This is a genomic window from Kiloniellales bacterium, assembly GCA_030064845.1.
Classification (GTDB): domain Bacteria; phylum Pseudomonadota; class Alphaproteobacteria; order Kiloniellales; family JAKSDN01; genus JASJEC01.
In genome coordinates, this window is sequence record JASJEC010000013.1 from 89,579 (window position 1) to 108,525 (window position 18,947).

The 18,947-nt window shown below is 69.5% G+C and carries 15 protein-coding genes and 1 pseudogene; 12 read left to right on the forward strand and 4 right to left on the reverse strand.

All coding sequences use genetic code 11. From position 1 onward, the window contains the following. Nucleotides 1–35 precede the first annotated feature (35 nt). A complete protein-coding gene (locus QNJ67_07425; GenBank protein ID MDJ0608793.1) occupies nucleotides 36–1,646 on the forward strand; it encodes a L,D-transpeptidase family protein in 1,611 nt (536 codons plus the stop codon). Between the two features lie 172 nt (nucleotides 1,647–1,818). Here the strand turns inward: QNJ67_07425 and cobT are convergent, their stop codons facing one another. The 4 genes from cobT to QNJ67_07445 form a co-directional block, all read right to left on the reverse strand. Beyond that, nucleotides 1,819–3,687: a cobaltochelatase subunit CobT gene (cobT, locus tag QNJ67_07430; protein MDJ0608794.1), complete on the reverse strand. Its 1,869-nt coding sequence runs from the start codon at nucleotides 3,685–3,687 to the stop codon at nucleotides 1,819–1,821. A gap of 19 nt (nucleotides 3,688–3,706) precedes the next feature. After that, entirely contained in the window at nucleotides 3,707–4,711 is a 1,005-nt protein-coding gene (cobS, locus tag QNJ67_07435; GenBank protein ID MDJ0608795.1) for a cobaltochelatase subunit CobS, read from the reverse strand. Between the two features lie 56 nt (nucleotides 4,712–4,767). After that, on the reverse strand, nucleotides 4,768–5,325 hold the full coding sequence (locus QNJ67_07440; GenBank protein ID MDJ0608796.1) for a J domain-containing protein: 558 nt from the start codon (nucleotides 5,323–5,325) through the stop codon (nucleotides 4,768–4,770). 130 nt (nucleotides 5,326–5,455) lie between these two features. Continuing rightward, nucleotides 5,456–5,944 (reverse strand): GNAT family N-acetyltransferase, encoded by a 489-nt coding sequence (locus QNJ67_07445; GenBank protein ID MDJ0608797.1) that lies wholly within the window; start codon nucleotides 5,942–5,944, stop codon nucleotides 5,456–5,458. 236 nt (nucleotides 5,945–6,180) lie between these two features. On the opposite strand from QNJ67_07445, the gene QNJ67_07450 reads away from it, so the two are divergent. From QNJ67_07450 to mutL, 11 genes and pseudogenes are all read left to right on the forward strand, one after another. Beyond that, nucleotides 6,181–6,663 (forward strand): MaoC family dehydratase, encoded by a 483-nt coding sequence (locus tag QNJ67_07450; GenBank protein ID MDJ0608798.1) that lies wholly within the window; start codon nucleotides 6,181–6,183, stop codon nucleotides 6,661–6,663. Nucleotides 6,664–6,825: 162 nt separating this feature from the next. Then, nucleotides 6,826–7,260, forward strand: a pseudogene (locus tag QNJ67_07455) (riboflavin kinase). A 47-nt stretch (nucleotides 7,261–7,307) separates the two neighbouring features. Further along, entirely contained in the window at nucleotides 7,308–10,184 is a 2,877-nt protein-coding gene (gene ileS, locus QNJ67_07460) for an isoleucine--tRNA ligase (protein MDJ0608799.1), read from the forward strand. After that, nucleotides 10,181–10,693, forward strand: a complete 513-nt coding sequence (gene lspA, locus QNJ67_07465) for a signal peptidase II (protein MDJ0608800.1) — start codon at nucleotides 10,181–10,183, stop codon at nucleotides 10,691–10,693. Before ileS ends, lspA begins: the two co-directional genes overlap by 4 nt. A gap of 38 nt (nucleotides 10,694–10,731) precedes the next feature. After that, the gene (locus QNJ67_07470) at nucleotides 10,732–11,313 is read left to right on the forward strand and encodes a DUF3035 domain-containing protein (protein MDJ0608801.1); all 582 of its coding nucleotides are present in this window, start codon (nucleotides 10,732–10,734) and stop codon (nucleotides 11,311–11,313) included. A gap of 94 nt (nucleotides 11,314–11,407) precedes the next feature. Continuing rightward, on the forward strand, nucleotides 11,408–12,559 hold the full coding sequence (locus QNJ67_07475) for an FIST N-terminal domain-containing protein (GenBank protein MDJ0608802.1): 1,152 nt from the start codon (nucleotides 11,408–11,410) through the stop codon (nucleotides 12,557–12,559). Then, on the forward strand, nucleotides 12,559–13,353 hold the full coding sequence (locus QNJ67_07480; protein MDJ0608803.1) for an adenylate/guanylate cyclase domain-containing protein: 795 nt from the start codon (nucleotides 12,559–12,561) through the stop codon (nucleotides 13,351–13,353). Before QNJ67_07475 ends, QNJ67_07480 begins: the two co-directional genes overlap by 1 nt. 161 nt (nucleotides 13,354–13,514) lie before the next feature. Then, nucleotides 13,515–14,894: a pitrilysin family protein gene (locus tag QNJ67_07485; GenBank protein ID MDJ0608804.1), complete on the forward strand. Its 1,380-nt coding sequence runs from the start codon at nucleotides 13,515–13,517 to the stop codon at nucleotides 14,892–14,894. Between the two features lie 14 nt (nucleotides 14,895–14,908). Further along, entirely contained in the window at nucleotides 14,909–16,264 is a 1,356-nt protein-coding gene (locus QNJ67_07490; GenBank protein ID MDJ0608805.1) for a pitrilysin family protein, read from the forward strand. A 231-nt stretch (nucleotides 16,265–16,495) separates the two neighbouring features. After that, entirely contained in the window at nucleotides 16,496–17,791 is a 1,296-nt protein-coding gene (locus QNJ67_07495; GenBank protein ID MDJ0608806.1) for a glucose-6-phosphate isomerase, read from the forward strand. Then, the coding region (mutL, locus tag QNJ67_07500; protein MDJ0608807.1) for a DNA mismatch repair endonuclease MutL at nucleotides 17,788–18,947 on the forward strand (1,160 nt) is incomplete at its 3' end. The genes QNJ67_07495 and mutL, both read left to right, overlap by 4 nt.

Sequence of the window (18,947 nt, forward strand, 5' to 3'; positions counted from 1 at the left end):
ACGCGGCGTCAACCAGTCGTTATCTAAGCTGGGACATGCCCAATCGTATTTTCCACGGCCTGCGGCGCGGCCTCGCCGGGCTCGCGCTGCTGACGGTCCTGATTGCGCCGGCCGCCGCGGAGACGCCGGCCGAGATCCTGCGGCAGCGTCTCGAAGCGGAGGCGCCGCGGATCGAGGGCCGCGCCCTCGACCGTTGGCCGCTCGCCGAGATCTACCGGGAACGCGCCTTCGCGCCGCTCTGGCTCGGGGCGGACCGCGGCGCGAAGCGGGCCCGGCAGATCGCCGCCGCGCTCCGCGCGGCCGCCCGGGAAGGCCTGGAGCCCGGCAGCTACGCGGTCGACGCCATCACGGTCCGGGCCGGGTCCGAGGACCCCCGGCGCCAGGCCGAGCTCGAACTCCTGATCACCAGCCAACTGCTCGGCTATCTGTCCGACCTGCGGCACGGCCGGCCGGCCGCGCGCGCCGCCGATCCGGACCTGCACCTGCCGCGCGGCAGGCTCGACGTCCCGGCGGAGCTGGCGGCGGCCGAGGCCTCCTTCGATCTCGCCAGGCACCTGTCCGACCGGGCGCCGTCGCGTCCGGCCTACCGCGCCCTGCGGCGTCACCTCGCGGATCTGCGCGACCGTGCCGCCGCGCGCCCGGTGCCCGGCGGCGAGCCCCTGGAGGAGGGCATGACGGGGCGGCGGGTCGCGCGCCTGCAAGAGCGCCTCTGGGCGAGCGGCGATCTGGCGGTCGCGCCGCGCCGGCCCGCGGAATTGGATTTCGACCTGGTCGACGCGGTCCGCCGGTTCCAGCTGCGCCACGACCTAGAGACCGACGGCGTCGCCGGGCCGGCCACCCTGCGCAGGCTGAACCGGACGACCGAGGCGCGCATCCAGCAGGTCATCATCAACATGGAGCGCCTGCGCTGGCTGCCCGCGGTCGCCGACAGCCGCGCCATCCTGGTCAATCTCGCCGGTTTCCGCCTCGAAGTGCAGGAGAGCGGCCGGCCGGTGATGGCCATGCCGGTCATCGTCGGGCGGCGCTATCGCCAGAGCCCGGCCTTCGCCGGCTCCATGACCTACATGGAGCTCAACCCGACCTGGACCGTGCCCAAGTCGATCGCGGTGCGCGACTATTTGCCGAAACTGCGCCAGGATCCCGGCGCGCTGGCCGAGAAGGACTTTCGCATCCTGCGCGGCGGCCGAGAGGTCGAGGCCCGGGAGGTCGACTGGTCCCAGGTCTCGGCCGAGCGCTTCCCCTACGTGCTGCAGCAGAGCCCGGGGCCGAGCAACGCCTTGGGCCGGATCAAGTTCATGTTCCCCAACCGCTTCGCGGTCTATCTCCACGACTCGCCGGCGGACGAGCTGTTCAGCCGCCGGATCCGCACCTTCTCGTCCGGCTGCATCCGCGTGGCGCGGCCCATGGAGCTGGCCGCCTACCTGCTGCGCGACGATCCCGACTGGGACCCCTGGCGCCTCGAGGACGTGATCGCGACCGGGGAGACCACGCAGGTCGGCCTGCCGAAGGCGGTGCCGGTCTACATCACCTATGCCACGGTATGGGTCGGCGACGACGGTGCGGCGCACTACCGGCCGGACATCTACGGCCGCGACGCCCGGCTGGGACGCGCGCTGTTCGGGCGCGGCTACCGCGCCGAGTCCTAAAGCAGGTAGCTGAAGAAGGGCTCAGTCGGAACCATCACCCTTCGACAAGCTCAGGGTGAGGGCGAGAAGCTTTAAGCACTTACCCTCATCCTGAGCCTGTCGAAGGATGACCGAGATCAAGAACTCAAGAGTTGTGCAGCAACCTGCCAGTGGGGCTAGCGGGTTTTCAGCGTCAGCCGACGGCGCGGCGCCGGGGCGCGCGCTCGTATTCCGGCACCTCGTCGAACATCTCGGCCAGCTTCTCCATCATGGTGCCGCCGAGCTGCTCGGCGTCGACGATGGTCACGGCCCGACGGTAGTAGCGGGTGACGTCGTGGCCGATGCCGATCGCCAGGAGCTCGACCGGCGAGCGGGTCTCGATCCACTCGATAACCTCGCGCAGGTGGCGCTCGAGATAGTTGCCCGGGTTGACCGACAGGGTCGAGTCGTCGACCGGGGCGCCGTCCGAGATCACCATGAGGATGCGCCGCTGCTCGGGCCGGCCGAGCAGCCGGTTGTGCGCCCAGAGCAGCGCCTCGCCGTCGATGTTCTCCTTGAGGATGCCTTCGCGCAGCATCAGGCCGAGACTCTTGCGGGCCCGGCGCCAGGGCGCATCGGCCGGCTTGTAGACGATGTGGCGCAGGTCATTGAGGCGGCCCGGGCCGGCCGGCTTGCCGGCGGCGATCCAGCGCTCGCGCGACTGGCCGCCCTTCCACATGCGCGTTGTGAAGCCGAGGATCTCGACCTTGACGCCGCAGCGCTCCAGGGTGCGCGCCAGGATGTCGGCGCTCATCGCGGCGACGGTGATCGGCCGGCCGCGCATGGAGCCGGAATTGTCGATCAGCAGGGAGACGACCGTGTCGCGGAACTCGGTCTCCTTCTCCCGCTTGTAGGACAGCGGCTGATGCGGGTTGACCACGACGCGCGCCAGCCGGGCCGTGTCCAGGAGGCCCTCCTCCAGGTTGAAGTCCCAGGCCCGCGTCTGCTTGGCCAGCAGGCGGCGCTGCAGCCGGTTGGCCAGACGTCCGATCACGCCGTGGAGGTGGGCGAGCTGCTGATCGAGGAGCTGGCGCAGACGCGACAGCTCGTCGGCATCGCAGAGATCGTCGGCCTCGACCACCTCGTCGAACTCGAGGGTGAAGGCGCGGTAGACCTCCTCGTCCAGGTCGTTGCGCCGATCGCCGAAACGCGGCGGCTGCCCCGGACGACCGGGCTCTTCCTCGCCGCCGCCCGCCATCATCTCGCCTTCCGCCTCGGCGGCCTCCTGGTCGGTGCCCTCGCCTTCGGCGGCTTCCATAGCCTCGCTGTCGAGCGTGCCGCTCTGCTCAGAAGAGTCGCTCTCGCCGGCCTCGCCCTGCGACTGCTCGGGCTGCTGCTCGCCCTCGTCGCCCTGGCTGTCGCTCTCGTCTTCGCCGAGCGTCTCGTCCTCGGTGCTGCAGTCCATGTCGAGATGCTCCAGCATCCCGCGCAGGGCCTCGGCATAGGCTTCCTGGTCGGCGGCGCTCGCGCTCAGGATATCGAGGTCCTGGAGGATCCGCGCATCGAGGGCCGGCCGCCAAAGCTCGACCATCTTGCGCGCCGCCGGCGGCGGCGCGACCCCGGTCATGGCCTCGCGCGCCAGGACCCGGAGCACTTCGCACAGCGGCGCGTCCTCGCGTGTCGTGGCGCGCGCGAAGCCCCGGCTGCGGTAGGTATCCTCAAGCGCGGCATCCAGGTTGACCGCGGCGCCGGCCATGCGGCGCATGCCGAGCGCCTCGCAGCGCGCCTGCTCCACCGCGTCGAAGATCTCCCGGGCGGCCTGGTTGGTCGGCCGGCGACGCGCGTGCAGCGCACTGTCGTGGTGCCGCAGGCGCAGCGCCAGGGCGTCGGCCTCGCCGCGCACCAGGCACACCTCGCCGGACGGAAGATCGCGCGACGGCGCCGTCAGCCTAGCCTCGGAGCCAACCATGCCCTGGCTGTTGGCCGCGAAGCTGACCTGAACGTCCTCGCGTCGGGCGATCGCCCGCATGGTCGCGCCCAGACCGCGCTTGAAGCGCTCCAGCGGATGTTCGCTCTGTGCCACCGTGCCGCCGCCCGGAGGCTCAGGCCAGAGCCGTCGCCTGAACGCCGCTTTCCGGAAGCTCGGTGCCGAAGCAGCGCTGGTAGTACTCGGCCACCGTGCTGCGTTCCATCTCGTCGCACTTGTTCAGGAAAGTGACCCGGAAGGCGAAGGCGACGTCGTCGAAAATTGTCGCGTTCTCGGCCCAGGTTATCACGGTACGCGGGCTCATGACGGTCGAGAGGTCGCCGTTGATGAAGCCGTTGCGGGTCAGCTCGGCGAGCGCCACCATGGCGGAAATCTTCTCGCGCCCCTCCTTGCTGTCGTAGGCCGGGCACTTTGCCGTGATGATGTCGACCTCCTGCTCGTAAGGCAGGTAGTTGAGGGTCGCCACGATGTTCCAGCGGTCCATCTGGCCCTGGTTGATCTGCTGGGTGCCGTGGTAGAGGCCCGTCGTGTCGCCGAGGCCAACCGTGTTGGCGGTGGCGAAGAGCCGGAAAGCCGGGTGCGGGCGAATCACGCGGTTCTGGTCCAGCAGGGTCAGCTTGCCTTCGACCTCGAGCACTCGCTGGATGACGAACATGACGTCGGGGCGGCCCGCGTCGTACTCGTCGAAGCAGAGCGCGGTCGGGTGCTGCAGGGCCCAGGGCAGCAGACCCTCGCGGAACTCGGTCACCTGCTTGCCGTCCTGCAGCACGATGGCGTCCTTGCCGATCAGGTCGATCCGGCTGATGTGGCTGTCCAGGTTGATGCGGATGCAGGGCCAGTTGAGGCGGGCGGCGACCTGCTCGACGTGGGTCGACTTGCCCGTGCCGTGGTAACCCTGGATGATGACGCGGCGGTTGTAGGCGAAGCCGGCCAGGATGGCGAGCGTGGTGTCGTGGTCGAAGCGGTAGGCGTCGTCCACGTCGGGCACGTAGTCGCTAGACTGGCTGAAGGCCGGCACCTGCATGTCGCTGTCCAGGCCGAAGCACTGCCGGACCGAAACCGTGATATCGGGGCTCGCTTCCGGCGGAAGCGCGCCGTGCTCTGTCTCTGTCGAAGTCATATGTAACTGTCCGCCTTGCTGGGTTTCGGCCTATATGGGCGCGACCGACCGAGAAATCACTGGACGAAGCTCTTTTTCAGCGTCGTGTAGGCTTGGTTGACGGCCTTGAACCGCTCCTCGGTGTCCTTGTCGCCCCCATTGGCATCGGGATGAAGCTGCTTTGCAAGCTCTTTGTAGCGAGCCTTGATCTCGGGAAAAGTCACCGGGCGCTTGAGGCCGAGAATGGCGAGGGCCTTCTCGTCCTCCGTGCGGACTGCCGGTTTGTACCCCGCTTTCTCGCCGCCCAGGTCGAAGTCCCTGTCGAGATTTTCCCTGATACGCTCCTCGGCCTTCCTAGGATCCCCGCCCAGAGGCCAGGAAGGCCTTTCCCAGACCGTGTCGACCCGCCGCTGGCGGTCGATCTCCTCCTCGCTCATGCCGACGAAGTAGTCCCAGGCCTGGTTGTACTCCCGGACATGCTCCAGGCAGAACCAGTAGTACTCGGTCAACTGATCGCGCGCCTTCGGCGCCCGGTACTCCGCCGGCTCCGGGCAGCCGGCGTGCTGGCACGGCCGGACCGCCTGCTGCGGCTCGCGGAAGGGCTCGAAAATGGCGTCTGGCGTCGGTCTTGGCATGGCCGAAGTATGGTGAGGGCCCCTGCCTCTGGCAAGCGGGCCCGGGTTGGATTTCCTCGTGGCTAGCGGAACCGCGTGATCGCGGCGCCGGGATCCCTGCCCAAGAGGATAGCGCGGCTTGGCTTAACTTTTAGGTAGGAAGCGCGAAGATCTGGTGCGTCACCTTCGGTCCCCAGTCGGTGTCGTCGTACTCCCGGACCAAGCGGAAGCCGCGCGATTCGTAGAGGCGACGCGCCCGGTCGAGGCCGCCAAAGGTCGCCAGGCGGACCCGGGCATAGCCGCGGTCGCGGCAGAACGCCAGGGCCCGGTCGAGCAGGGCGCCGCCCAGGCCGCCGGCTTGGTGACCCGGCTCGACGATGAACCAGCGCAGGCGGGCGCCCTCGTCGCCGCGGCCGTCGATCACGATCGACCCCACGACCTCGCCCTCATGGAGGGCCAGCCACAGGCCGTCCCGCGCCGGATCGGCCTGGCCGAGAAAGTCGGCCAGCTCGGTCGCGACCTCGATCTCGAAGCGCCGGTCGAAACCCCAGTACTCCCCATAGTATCGGCCGTGCAGCTCGGCGATGCGGCCGAGCGCGCCGGGACGGTAGGCGCTCAGGATCTCGACAGGCACGGGCATTCGGTCCAGCTCTATGACCTTGTTAAGCATTCCATGTTAGACTGCGTACCGCAACGCAGCACGCCCGGAATGGCTCGAATCCGGACGGCGGAGCGGCGTCAATTAGCGGCGGAATACGCCCTTGTCGGGTCCCCGCCTCTTGTCTAGAGTGCAATGCAATAAGTTTGCCGCAGCGCAAAAAACAACAGGAGGAACCGATTCCTGTGACATTGGGTGCAAAAGAGGTTCCCTCAGTGATGGATGAGCAGCACGGTTACTACTTTGAAGACCTTTCCGTCGGCATGTCGGAGGTCTTCTCCAAGACCGTCACCGATGCCGACATCGTTGGATTCGCCGACATCACCGGCGACACCAACCCGATCCACCTCTGCGAGGACTTCGCCTCCGCCACGCCGTTCAAGGACCGGATCGCCCACGGCATGCTGTCGGCCGGGCTGATCTCCGCCGTTCTCGGGACCCGCCTGCCAGGACCGGGCTGCGTCTACCTCAGCCAGTCCCTCAGGTTTATGGCGCCGGTCAAGATCGGCGATCACGTCGAGGCGACGGCGACCGTGGTCGACAAGATCGACAAGGGCCGGCGCATCATCATGGAGACGGTGTGCAAGGTCGGCGACACGGTGGTGATCGAGGGCGAAGCGGTGCTCAAGGTCTCGCCCCGGCCGGCCGAGGTGGCCCAGCCGGCAACCGAGGCCGCCGCGGTCAACGGTCACCGGCTCTAGAGTCTGTGGACACTTAACCGCGCGCAACCTTCCGCGCCGTCCAGAACCGCCCCGGCCCATTGACACCGGGGTCCGCTCCAGGCTTTGTCCCGGCGAACGATCACTGCACGGGCCGAGACGGACATGAACGACGGGTCTCCTGCGACCGCCGTTAGCGAAGAGATCCGCGCGCTGCTGCGGGCCGGGAAGCCCCGCGAGGCCGCCGGGCGTCTCGGATCTCCGTGGGAGATCGCCGGCGAGGTGACGCCGGGCGATCGGCGCGGGCGCACCATCGGGTTCCCGACCGCCAACCTGCCTCTGGGCGAGGACTTCGTGCCGGCCCTCGGCGTCTACGCGGTGCGCGTCCTGATCGACGCGCCGGGCGAGAAGGTCTGGCGGGACGGCGCCGCCAACCTGGGCTACCGCCCGACGGTCGGCGGCACGGAAGTCCGGCTTGAGGTCCATCTCTTCGACTTCGAGGGAGACCTCTACGGCCGCCGCCTCAGGGTCCAACTGGTCGATTTCCTGCGCGGGGAAAAGAAGTTTGACGGGCTGGAGGCTTTGAAGGCACAAATCGCCGCGGATTGCCGCCGGGCCAGGTCGAGCCTGGCCCGCTAGCCGCGGCCGGACCCAACCCTCGAAGGGAGCCGAGCGAAAGGCTCGCCATGACCGTGGATTACAAAGATACCGTCTTCCTGCCCAAGAGCGACTTCCCCATGCGCGCCGGCCTGCCCAAGCGCGAGCCGGAGATCCTGGCGCACTGGGAGAAGATCGGACTGTTCGAGCGCCTGCGCGAAGCCTCCAAGGGACGCGAGCCCTTCATGCTGCACGACGGCCCGCCTTACGCCAACGGCCACCTGCACATGGGCCACGCGCTCAACAAGATCCTGAAGGACGTCATCAACCGCTCGCAGCAGATGCTCGGCAGGGACGCCCACTACGTCCCGGGCTGGGACTGCCACGGCCTGCCGATCGAGTGGAAGATCGAGGAGGGCTACCGCGAGCGCGGCCAGGACAAGGACGCCGTGCCGCCGGTCGAGTTCCGCCGCGAGTGCCGCGACTTCGCCGAGCACTGGATCAAGGTCCAGACCGAGGAGTTCAAGCGCTTAGGCGTCGAGGGCGACTTCGAGCGGCCCTACACCACCATGGCCTATGCCGCCGAGGCCCAGATCGTCCGCGAGATCGGCAAGTTCCTGATAAACGGCGGGCTCTACGCCGGTGCCCGGCCGGTGCTCTGGTCGGTGGTCGAGAAGACCGCCCTAGCCGACGCCGAGGTCGAGTATCACGACCACACCTCGATCACCATCTGGGTGCGCTTCCCGGTGGTCGAGGCGACGGTCAAAGCGCTCGAGGGCGCCTCGGTGGTGATCTGGACCACCACGCCCTGGACCATCCCGGGCAACCGGGCCATCGCCTACGGCGAGGAAGAGGCCTATCTGGCCGTGAAGGTCTTGGAGGTCGGCGACGACAGCCGCGCCAGGGTCGGCGAGGTGCTGCTGGTCGGCGGCGAGCTGCTCGACGATTTCTGCAAGACGGCGGGCATCAAGCAGACCGAGGTGATGTGGGTCGGCAAAGGCGCCGAGCTGGCCGGACTGGTCTGCCACCACCCCTTCAACGGCCACCCCGAGGCCGGCGGCGGCTACGACTTCGAGGTGCCACTCCATCCCGGCGACTTCGTCACCATGGACCAGGGCACCGGCTTCGTCCACATCGCGCCGGGCCACGGGGCGGACGACTGGGCGCTGGGGCGCGAGCACGGCATCGAGATTCCCCAGACCGTCGGGCCCGACGGCGCCTTCTTCGACCACGTGCCCCTGGTCGCCGGCACCCTGGTCTACGACCAGGACGGCAAGATGGGCGACGCCAATCCGGCGGTGCTGCGCGCGCTGGCCGCGGTCGACCGCCTGCTCGCCAAGGGCAAGCTGAGGCACAGCTATCCCCACTCCTGGCGTTCCCGGGCGCCGCTGATCTTCCGCAACACGCCCCAGTGGTTCATCTCCATGGAGACCAACGACCTCAGGGCCAAGTCGCTGAAGGCGATCGACGAGACCCGCTTCGTGCCGGCCGCCGGACAGAAGCGCCTGCGCGCCATGATCGAGCAGCGGCCCGACTGGTGCATCTCGCGCCAGCGGCTCTGGGGCACGCCGCTGCCGCTCTTCGTGCACAAGGAGACCGGTGAGCCGCTGCGCGATCAGGCCGTGATCGACCGCATCGCCGCGGTCTTCGAGGAAGAGGGCGGCGACGCCTGGTTTTCCAGCGACCCGCAGCGCTTCCTCGGCAACGACCACAATGCCGCGGACTACGAGCAGATCACCGACGTGGTCGAGGTCTGGTTCGACTCCGGTTCGACCCACAGCTTCGTGCTGGAGGACCGGCCCGAGCTGCGCTGGCCGGCCGACCTCTACCTCGAGGGCTCGGACCAGCACCGCGGCTGGTTCCATACCTCGCTCCTGGAATCCTGCGGGACCCGTGGCCGGGCGCCCTACGACGCCGTCCTGACCCACGGCTTCGTGCTCGACGAGAAGGGCCGCAAGATGTCCAAGCGCGATGGCAACATCATCGCGCCCCAGGAGATCATCGACCGGAACGGCGCCGACATCCTGCGGCTCTGGGTGGTCGCCTCGAACTACGAGGAAGACATCCGGATCGGCAAGGAGATCCTGGGCTATCACATCGACGCCTATCGGCGGCTGAGGAACACCCTGCGCTACGTGATCGGCAACCTGGACGGCTTCACCGAGGCCGAGCGCCTGCCGGCCGCCGAGATGCCGGATCTCGATCGCTGGGTGCTGCACCGCCTGAGCGAGCTGGACCAGGTCGTGCGCCAGGGCTGCCACGACTTCGACTTCCACCGCATCTATCAGCAGCTGCACAATTTCTGCGCGGTCGACCTCTCGGCCTTCTATTTCGACATCCGCAAGGACGCGCTCTACTGCGACAAGCCTAGCGCGATCCGGCGCCGGGCCTGTCGCACCGTGCTCGACCACCTGTTCGGCTGCCTGACCGCCTGGCTGGCGCCGATCCTCTGCTTCACCGCCGAGGAGGCCTGGCTGGCCAGGACGCCCAATCAAGCCGGGGGCGCCGGGCCCGAGGAAAGCGTGCATCTGCGGGTCTTTCCGGAGATCCCGAAGGACTGGCGCGACGAGGCGCTGGACGCCCGCTGGAGCAAGGTGCGCGAGCTGCGCCGCGTGGTGACTGGGGCGCTCGAGATCGAGCGGGCCGAGAAGCGCATCGGCTCCTCGCTCCAGGCCCATCCCCGGGTCTATTCGCAGCGGGCCGACCTGAACGGAGCACTCGACGGACTCGACCTGGCGGAGATCGCCATTACCTCGGACTTCTCCCTGGTCGAGGGCGAGGCGCCAAACGGCGCTTTCGTCCTGGACGAGGTACCCGGCGTCGCGACGGTGGTCGAACTGGCCGAGGGCGAGAAGTGCCAGCGCTGCTGGCGGGTGCTGCCTGAGGTCGGCAGCAACCCCGCGGCGCCCGGGACCTGCGGGCGCTGCGCCGAGGCGGTCCTCGACCGGGCGCCCGCGCCAGCATGACCGCCGTGGCGCGCGAGACCGTGCTGAACCGACGGGTCGGCGGCGCGCTGGCGCTGGCGCTGGCCGTGGTCATCTGCGACCAGATCACCAAATGGTGGGTCGTCGACTTCTTCGGCGGCGCCGAGCGCGGCTACTTCCCGGTCACCGGCTTCTTCAACCTGGTATTGACCCACAACACCGGCGTCAGCTTCGGCCTACTGGCCGCCGACACGCCCTGGCACGCCTGGCTGCTCAGCGGGCTGTCCCTCGCCATCGTCACCGGCCTCACGGTCTGGTTGACCCGGCAGGACCGCGCCCTGCCGGCCTACGCCATCGGCGCCATCATCGGCGGGGCCATCGGCAACGTAATCGACCGTCTGCACGCGCCGGGCGTCATCGATTTCCTTGATTTCCATCTCGCCGGCTGGCATTGGCCGGCGTTCAACGTGGCCGACAGCAGCATCACCGTGGGCGTGGTTATCCTCCTGTTTGACGCCTTGTTCCTGGAGCCGCGCGAGAGTAAAACCTAGGCTAGAGAGTTGGGCGCCGCATGAGCGGCGAATCGAGAATGAAGGGAAAACTTCTAGGCCTTCGCAACGGGCTGCTGATCGCGGTGCTCGCCGCTACGGCCGCCTGTACGTCGGTCAAACAAGATCTCGGCATGGTTAAGGAACCGCCGGATGAATTCCGGGTGCAGCCGCGCGCGCCGCTCAGCATGCCGCCGCAGTACTCCCTGCGGCCGCCGCAGCCCGGCCAGACCCGCCCCCAGGAAGGCACCGCCCAGCAACAGGCCCGCCGGACCGTGTTCCGCATCGACGACCAGGCGCCGGCGTTCAGCAGCGGGCCGCCCGCAGACGCGACCCGCTCGCCCGGCGAGCGGGCGTTCCTGGCCGCCGCCGGGACTCAGCGCATGGACCCCAATATCCGCGACACGGTGGATCAGGAAACCGACCGCCTGAACGAGCAGCAGAAGAGTTTCATGGACTACATCATCTTCTGGCGCGATCCGCTCCCGGCCGGCGTGGTGGTCGACGCGGCAGGCGAGTCGGAGCGGCTGAGACAGAACGCCTCGCTCGGCAGACTGTCGACCGATGGCCAGACCCCGGTCATCGAACGGCGCGAGCGGGCGCTCTTGGAAGACATCTTCTAGTCGGTCGCCGGAAAAGCTTGGAACCCCCGGTCACGGTGGTCCCTTGATGGGCGCGGGGTGACGTCACCGGCTAGGGGCATGCACGGGAGGAGCCTTGCTCGCCGTCGCGGTTGGACACAGCGCCGACATCGATCTGGAGCCGGCCGTCGAAGCGGTCCTGGCGCAGGTTATGGCCGCGCTGGGATCGGAGCGGGCGTCGGCCGGGTTGCTCTTCGTCGCCAACGGCCTCGACCACCGGCAGGTCGTGTCCCGCATTCGGGCGGCGCTGCCCGGGGTTCCCCTGATCGGCTGCACCACGGCTGGAGAAGCCTCGACGATCGAGGGCTTTCAGGACGACTCGATCCTCCTCGTGCTGTTCCACTCGCCCGACGTTCGCTTTTCCATCGCCGTGGGCCGGACACCCTCGGCCGATCCCGGCCGGGCGGTCGCCGAGGCCCACGAGGCCATTGCCCGGCAACTGGGCGGAACCCGCCCTCAGCTCTGCTTCATGCTGAGCGACACGGTGGACGGCGATCCGGATCTTGCCCTGCGCGCGCTCCTGGAGCGCTTCGACGGCACGATTCCGATCGTCGGCGGCGCGGCGGCGAGCTATCCGCCCTGGTCCCGGACATCGATCTTCTTCGAGGACGAGATCCTGTCCGACGCCTTCGTCCTGCTCGCCCTCGCCGGCCCGCTCAAGATCGCCACGGCCGCCGAGACCAGCTGGCGCCCGGTCGGCGAGCCGGGACGGGTCACCGCCGCCGCCGGTCCGACCATCCTGCGGATCGACGATGCGCCGGCTCTCGACTTCTACCGCGGCATGCTGGGCGAGGACGTCCGGGTCTTTCTCGGCACGCCGCTCGCGATCCTGGAAGCGGAGGACCGATTCACGGTTCGCACGCCGATCGCCTACGACGAGGACGCGCGCACGATCACGGTGGTCGGCGGCATCGCGGAGGGCGACCGCGTGCAGCTCGCCTTCGCCACGGTCGAGGATGTCGAGCGCGGTGCCGGCGCCTTGATCGAGCGGACCATGTCGGCCTTTCCGGACGACGCCGGCCCCGCCGTGGTGTTCTTCTGCTCTTGCGCGGTGCGGCGCATGTTCCTGGCGCAGGACGTTCAGCAGGAGTTCCACCAGCTTCGCAAGCGGCTCGGCCCCGCCGTCCCCGTGGTCGGATTCTACGGCTACGGCGAAATCGGATCCAACGCGCCGGACTCACCGGCCAGCTTCCACAACCAGGCCATCGTGTCCGTGGCGCTCAGGTGATGCCCGACTCCGCGAGCGACCAGGGATCCAACCCGATCGAGCGGGAGAACCGTCTGCTCAAGCGCCGGCTCCTGCGCACCGAGCAGTCCCTGCAGCTGCTGCAGGAGATCCAGCGCGGCAATTCGCACCTGCAAGCTTCTCTGCTGCGTCAGATCGAGGCCGAGAAGGAGAAGTCGGACCGGCTGCTGCGCAACATCCTTCCCGAGGCGGTGATCAGCCGGTTGAACCGGGGCGCGGAGACGATCGCCGATTCGATCGACTGCGCCTCGGTCGTGTTCTCCGATCTTGTCGGCTTCACGCCGATCTCGGCCAGCATGACGGCGGCCGAGCTCGTCGCGGCGCTGAACGCGCTCTACACCGACTTCGACGCCGCCGCGCTGCGCCTGGGGATCGAGAAAATCAAGACGATCGGCGACGCCTACCTCGCCGCCGCCGGACTGTCCGGCGACGAGCCCGGGCACGCCCGCACCGCGGTCGGCTTCGCGCTGGAGGTCCGCGATATCGTTCGGGCCCACGCCGGCCATCAGGCCGGCCGCTGGCGCATGCGCACCGGCGTCCATACCGGCAGCCTGACCGCCGGCGTGATCGGCCAGCATAAGTTCGCCTACGACATCTGGGGCGACACGGTTAACGTCGCCAGCCGGATTCAGGACGTCTGCCCGCCGGACGAGGTGCTGGTCTCGGCCGATACGGCCGAGCTCTTGGGTGGCGAATTCCAGCTGCTGGACGCGCGGCAGGTCGAGCTCAAGGGCCGCGGGCTTTACAAAGTGTTCAGGGTTGACCGGCCATCCTGAGCCACGGGCCGGCCTTTCGCCGGGCCCCGGGCCTCGCGAAGCTTTGATGGCCGGTCATCCGGCCCGGCTTGCACGGCGTATTTCCGAAGCCATATAGCAGCGACGGCGGTTGGCCCGCTGCCTCGGGCTCCGACCACTCAATATGTCACGAAGGAGATGCCATGCGCGCCGCGCCGCAACCGGAAGCACAGAGATCTTTCTTCCACAAGGCGGCAGTCCTGCTGCTCGCCGCCCTTGGCCTCGCCGCGATCGCGGCGCCCAAGGCCGAGGCGGGCGTTTTCGACCCGGAGACCTTCACCCTCGACAACGGTCTCAAGGTGGTCGTCGTGACCAACCGGCGGGCGCCGATCGTGACCCACATGATCTGGTACCGGGTCGGCGCGGCCGACGAGGCCCCGGGCGAGTCCGGTCTCGCCCACTTCCTCGAGCACCTCATGTTCAAGGGCACGAAGAACACGGAGCCCGGCGAGTTCACGCGCATCGTCGCCGAGAACGGCGGCGTCCAGAACGCCTTCACCAGCTACGATTACACGGCCTACTTCCAGACCGTGGCCCGCGACCGGCTCGAGATCATGATGCGCTATGAAGCCGACCGCATGACCAACCTGCAACTGACCGACGAGATCGTCGATCCGGAACGGCAGGTGGTCCTCGAGGAGCGGCGCAGCCGGGTCGGCAACAACCCGAGCTCGCAGCTCTGGGAGCAGGCCAACGCGACGCTCTTCCTCAACCACCCCTACCGGGTGCCGGTGATCGGCTGGGAGCACGAGATCAAGCAGCTCTCCACCGAGGGCGCGCTGGCCTTTTATCGGAAATGGTACGCCCCCAACAACGCCGTGCTCGTGGTCGCCGGCGACGTGACCGCCGAAGACGTGCGGCCGCTCGCCGAGAAGTACTACGGGCCGATCGCCCCCGCCGACATCCCCGAGCGCGCGCGGGTCGCGGAGCCGCCCCACAACACGGCGCGGAGCGTTACGTTGGAGAGCCCGCGGGTCTCGCAGCCCGCGATGTCGGTCAGCTTCCTCGCGCCGAGCTACAACCGGGGCGCCAGCGAGCACGCCTATGCCCTGCAGGTTCTGGACGAGATCCTGGGCAGCGGCACGACGAGCCGGCTCTACCGCGCGCTGGTGGTGGAACAGAAGCTCGCCGCGAGAGCCGGCAGCGGCTACGACGCATCCAGCTTCGATCTCAGCTCCTTCCGTGTAAGCGCCTCGCCGCGCCTCGGCGTCGATATGGCCGACCTGGAAGAGGCGCTGCGGGCGGAGATCGCCAAGCTGCTCGCCGACGGCGTTACGGCCGAAGAGGTCGCGGCGGCGCAGCAGCGCTTGAAGGCGCTCGCCATCTACGCGCGGGACGACCTCGGGACGGGCGCGCGCGTCTTCGGCTCCGCCCTGACGACCGGCTCTACGGTCGAGGACGTCGAGGCCTGGCCCGAGCGGATCGACGCGGTGACCGCAGAGCAGGTCAACGCGGCGGCGCGGGCGGTGTTCCGCGACGACCACTCCGTGACGTCCTACCTCCTGCCCGACAGCACATCGTAAGCGAGCCTCCCGCCATGCGCCTCATACCCACGCCCACCCGCCTTCTCGGCGTCATCCTGATCGGCCTGCTCTGGGCGTTTCCGGCCCGCGCGGTCGACGTCCAGCGAGTGGTCAGCCCCGGCGGCATCGAGGCCTGGCTGGTGGAGGACCACGCCAATCCGATCATCTCGGTGGAGTTCTCGTTCGAGGGCGGCGCGGCGCTCGACCCCGCCGGCCGCGAGGGCCTGGCCAACCTGGCTTCCGGGCTGCTCGACGAGGGCGCCGGCCCGCTCGACTCCCAGGCCTTCCAGGCGCGCCTGGAGGACCTGGCGATCCGCCTGTCGTTCTCCTCCGGGCGCGACTCCTTCGGCGGCCAGCTGCGGACGCTGAGCGAGAACCGCGAGACGGCGTTCGATCTCCTGCGCCTGGCGCTGACCGAGCCGCGCTTCGATCCCGAGCCGGTTGAGCGGATCCGGGGCCAGATCCTGGCCGGTCTGCGCCGTGACCTGGAGAACCCCAGCGCGATCGCCGGACGGACTTTGCGCAAGCTGCTCTTCCCGACCCACAACTACGGCCGGCCGAGCCGCGGCACGCCAGAGAGCGTCGCGTCGATCACGGCGGAGGACCTGCGGGCCTTCGCCGCGCAGCGCCTCACCCGCGGCGGCTTCAAGGTGGCCGTCGTCGGCGACCTCACCACCGCCGAGCTCGCAACCCTGCTGGACAAGACCTTCCTCGGCCTGCCGGCCGAGACCTCCGGACCGGGGGTCGCCGATACCGGGCTCGAGAACGCCGGCGAGGTGGTCGTCGTGCAACGGGAGATCCCGCAGAGCGTCGTGACCTTCGCGCACGGCGGCCTGAAGCGGGACGATCCGGACTTCTACGCGGCTTACGTAGTCAACCACATCCTGGGCGGCGGCTCCTTTTCTTCGCGCCTCTACCAGGAGGTCCGCGAGAAGCGCGGCCTCGCCTACTCCGTCTACAGCTATCTCGGCCCACTCGATCATGCGGCGCTGATCGGCGGCGGCGTCGCCACCCAGAACGCCCGCGTCGGCGAGACCCTCGAGGTGATCCGGAGCGAGTGGGGGCGCATGGCCGAGGACGGGCCGACCGCCGAGGAGCTCGAGGCGGCCAAGACCTTCCTGACCGGCTCCTACCCCCTGCGGCAGAGCAGCACGGGCCGGATCGCCGGCATGCTGCTGGCGATCCAGGAGGAGAGCCTCGGGATCGACTACATCAACCGGCGCAACGACCTGATCGAGGCGGTGACGCTGGAGGACGTTCGGCGGGTCGCCAAGCGGCTCTACGACGCCGAGGAACTGACCGTCGTGGTGGTCGGCATGCCGGAGGGCGTGAGCCCGACCCGCGAGGCCCCGGCGGCCGACGGCAGCTGACGCCTTCTCCGGCAAACGCCGGACGACTCCGCCTTTCTCCGCCGCGGCGCCCACTTCCAGCCGCACCGGGACCATGCCGGGCGAATACCTTTAATCGCGATCCGCTCTAGCGCAGACTCGGTGGATCTGCTCTAACAGATCGCGACCGGGCGGGTTCACCTGGTTTGCGGGAACCGCGAAGAGTTTCCGCCAAAACGTGATCCGCTCTGGGCCGGCCGGGACCGATTGTCCATGACCTATGAGCAGCATTGCGGGACCTGCCTCGCCGCCAGCATCGGCGAGGGCGGACTGACCGACGAGACTCTGGCGCGCACCTTGGGCGCGGCCGCGCCGAGCCTGACGCGCCTCGGCGCCGCCTGGCGGGCGCAGGACCTGGCGCAGCTGCCGGTGCCCCGGGGCGGGCAGGACCTGGCCGCCTGCCTGCCGGTCGCCGAGGCCTACCGCGAGTCCTTCGACGAGGTCCTAGTGCTCGGCATGGGCGGCTCCTCCCTGGGCGGCCAGACGCTGGCGACCCTGAGCGATCCGCGGCGCTCCTCCGGTCCGCGGCTCCGCTTCCTCGCCAACGTCGATCCCCACAGCTTCGAGACCCTGATCGAAGGATCCGATCTCGCCCGGCTCGGCCTTATCGTAATCTCCAAGTCGGGCGGCACGGCGGAGACCATGGCGCAGTTCCTGGTGCTCCTGCAGCGCCTGCGGGAGGCGCAGGGTGACACCGACCTGGCGCGTCGGATCACGGTGATCAGCGACCCGGGGGACAATCCTCTGCGCCGCATCGCGGCCCGCTTCGGCCTGCCGTGCCTGGACCACGAGGCCGCGGTCGGCGGGCGCTTCTCGGTGCTGACCAACGTCGGACTGCTGCCGACCATGATCGCCGGGCTGGACGCGGCGGCGGTGCGCGCCGGGGCCGAGGAGGCGCTCGGCCGGAGCCTCTCGGCGGCCCAGCCGGCGGACTCGCCGGCGGCCCTGGGCGCTGCCATCTCGGTCGGCCTCTTGAACGAGCGCCACATCGCCCAGAGCGTGCTCATGCCCTACGCGGATCGCCTGGCGAGCCTCTCGCAGTGGTACCGCCAGCTCTGGGCCGAGAGCCTGGGCAAGGACGGCAAGGGAACCACGCCGATCGACGCGCTGGGCACGGTCGACCAGCACAGCCAGCTGCAGCTCTATCTCGCCGGCCCCCGGGACAAGATGTTCACCCTGGTCCGTCTGGCGACCGAAGGCGAGGGTCCGGCCGTCGATCCCGCGCTGGTCGCGGACAGCCCGCTCGCCTATCTGGGCGGGCGCCGGCTCGGCGACCTCATGGCGGCCATGGCGCGGGCCACGGCCGACACTCTGGCCAACAACGGCCGGCCGGTCCGGGTCTTCACCCTGGAGCGGCTCGACGAAGCGGTCCTGGGCGGCCTCTTCGCCCACTTCATGCTGGAGACGCTGATCACAGCCGACCTTCTGGGCGTCGATCCCTTCGGCCAGCCCGCCGTCGAGGAAGGCAAGGTGCTGGCGCGGCGCTACCTCGCGGAGACCGCGCCGTGAGGCTGCGCCGCCTGCCGGAATCCCTGGTCAACCGGATCGCCGCCGGCGAGGTGATCGAGCGCCCCGCCGCCGCGGTCAAGGAACTGGTCGAGAACGCGCTCGACGCGGGCGCCGGGCAGATCGACGTGGTGCTGCGCGACGGCGGCCGGACCTTCCTCTCGGTCACCGACGACGGCCGGGGCATGTCGGCGGCGGAGCTTGAACTGGCGGTCGAGCGCCACGCGACCTCGAAGCTGCCGGGCGACGACCTGGTCAAGATCGCCACGCTGGGCTTTCGCGGCGAGGCCCTGCCCTCGATCGGCGCGGTCAGCCGTCTGACGCTGGCGAGCCGCGCCAAGGGCGCGGCGGAAGGCTGGAGCCTGACGGTGGAGGGCGGCCGCAAGGGCGCGGCGACACCGAGCGCCCAGCCCCGGGGCACGCGGGTCGAGGTGCGCGATCTCTTCTTCGCCACGCCGGCCCGGCTCAAGTTTCTCAAGACGCCGCGCAGCGAGTCGGGCCACGTGCTCGACGCGGTGCGCCGACTCGCCATGGCCCATCCGGCGGTCGGCTTCACCCTGACCGACGAGGGCCGCGCCACGCTCCGCCTGCCGGCCGCCGAGGGTGACCTCTTCGAGCGGCGCCTGAAGCGGCTGACCGCGGTGATGGCCCGGGAGTTCAAGGACAACGCGCTGCCGATCGAGGCCCTGCGCGAGCAGCTCCGCCTGACCGGCTACATCGGCCTGCCGACCCTGAACCGCGCCAACGCGCAGCAACAGTATCTCTTCGTCAACGGCCGGCCGGTCCGCGACCGGCTGCTGCACGGCGCGGTGCGCGGCGCCTACCACGACTTCCTGGCGTCCGACCGTCACCCGTTGGTCGCGCTCTTTCTCGAGCTGCCGCCCGAAGAGGTCGACGTCAACGTGCACCCGGCCAAGACCGAGGTGCGCTTCCGCGACCCGGCGCTGGTGCGTGGCCTGATCGTCTCGGCCTGCCGCCACGCGCTGGCCGAGGCCGGGCACCGGGCCTCGACCACGGTCGCGGCGACCGCCTTCTCCGCGCTCCGCGCGCACCACGGCCCGGGCGCGGCCTACCCGGCGCCAGCCGGAAGCGCCGTGCCGCGCGGCATGGCCGAGGCCGCCATGGCCTACCACGCGCCCCTGCCGGGCGTCGCCGCGGC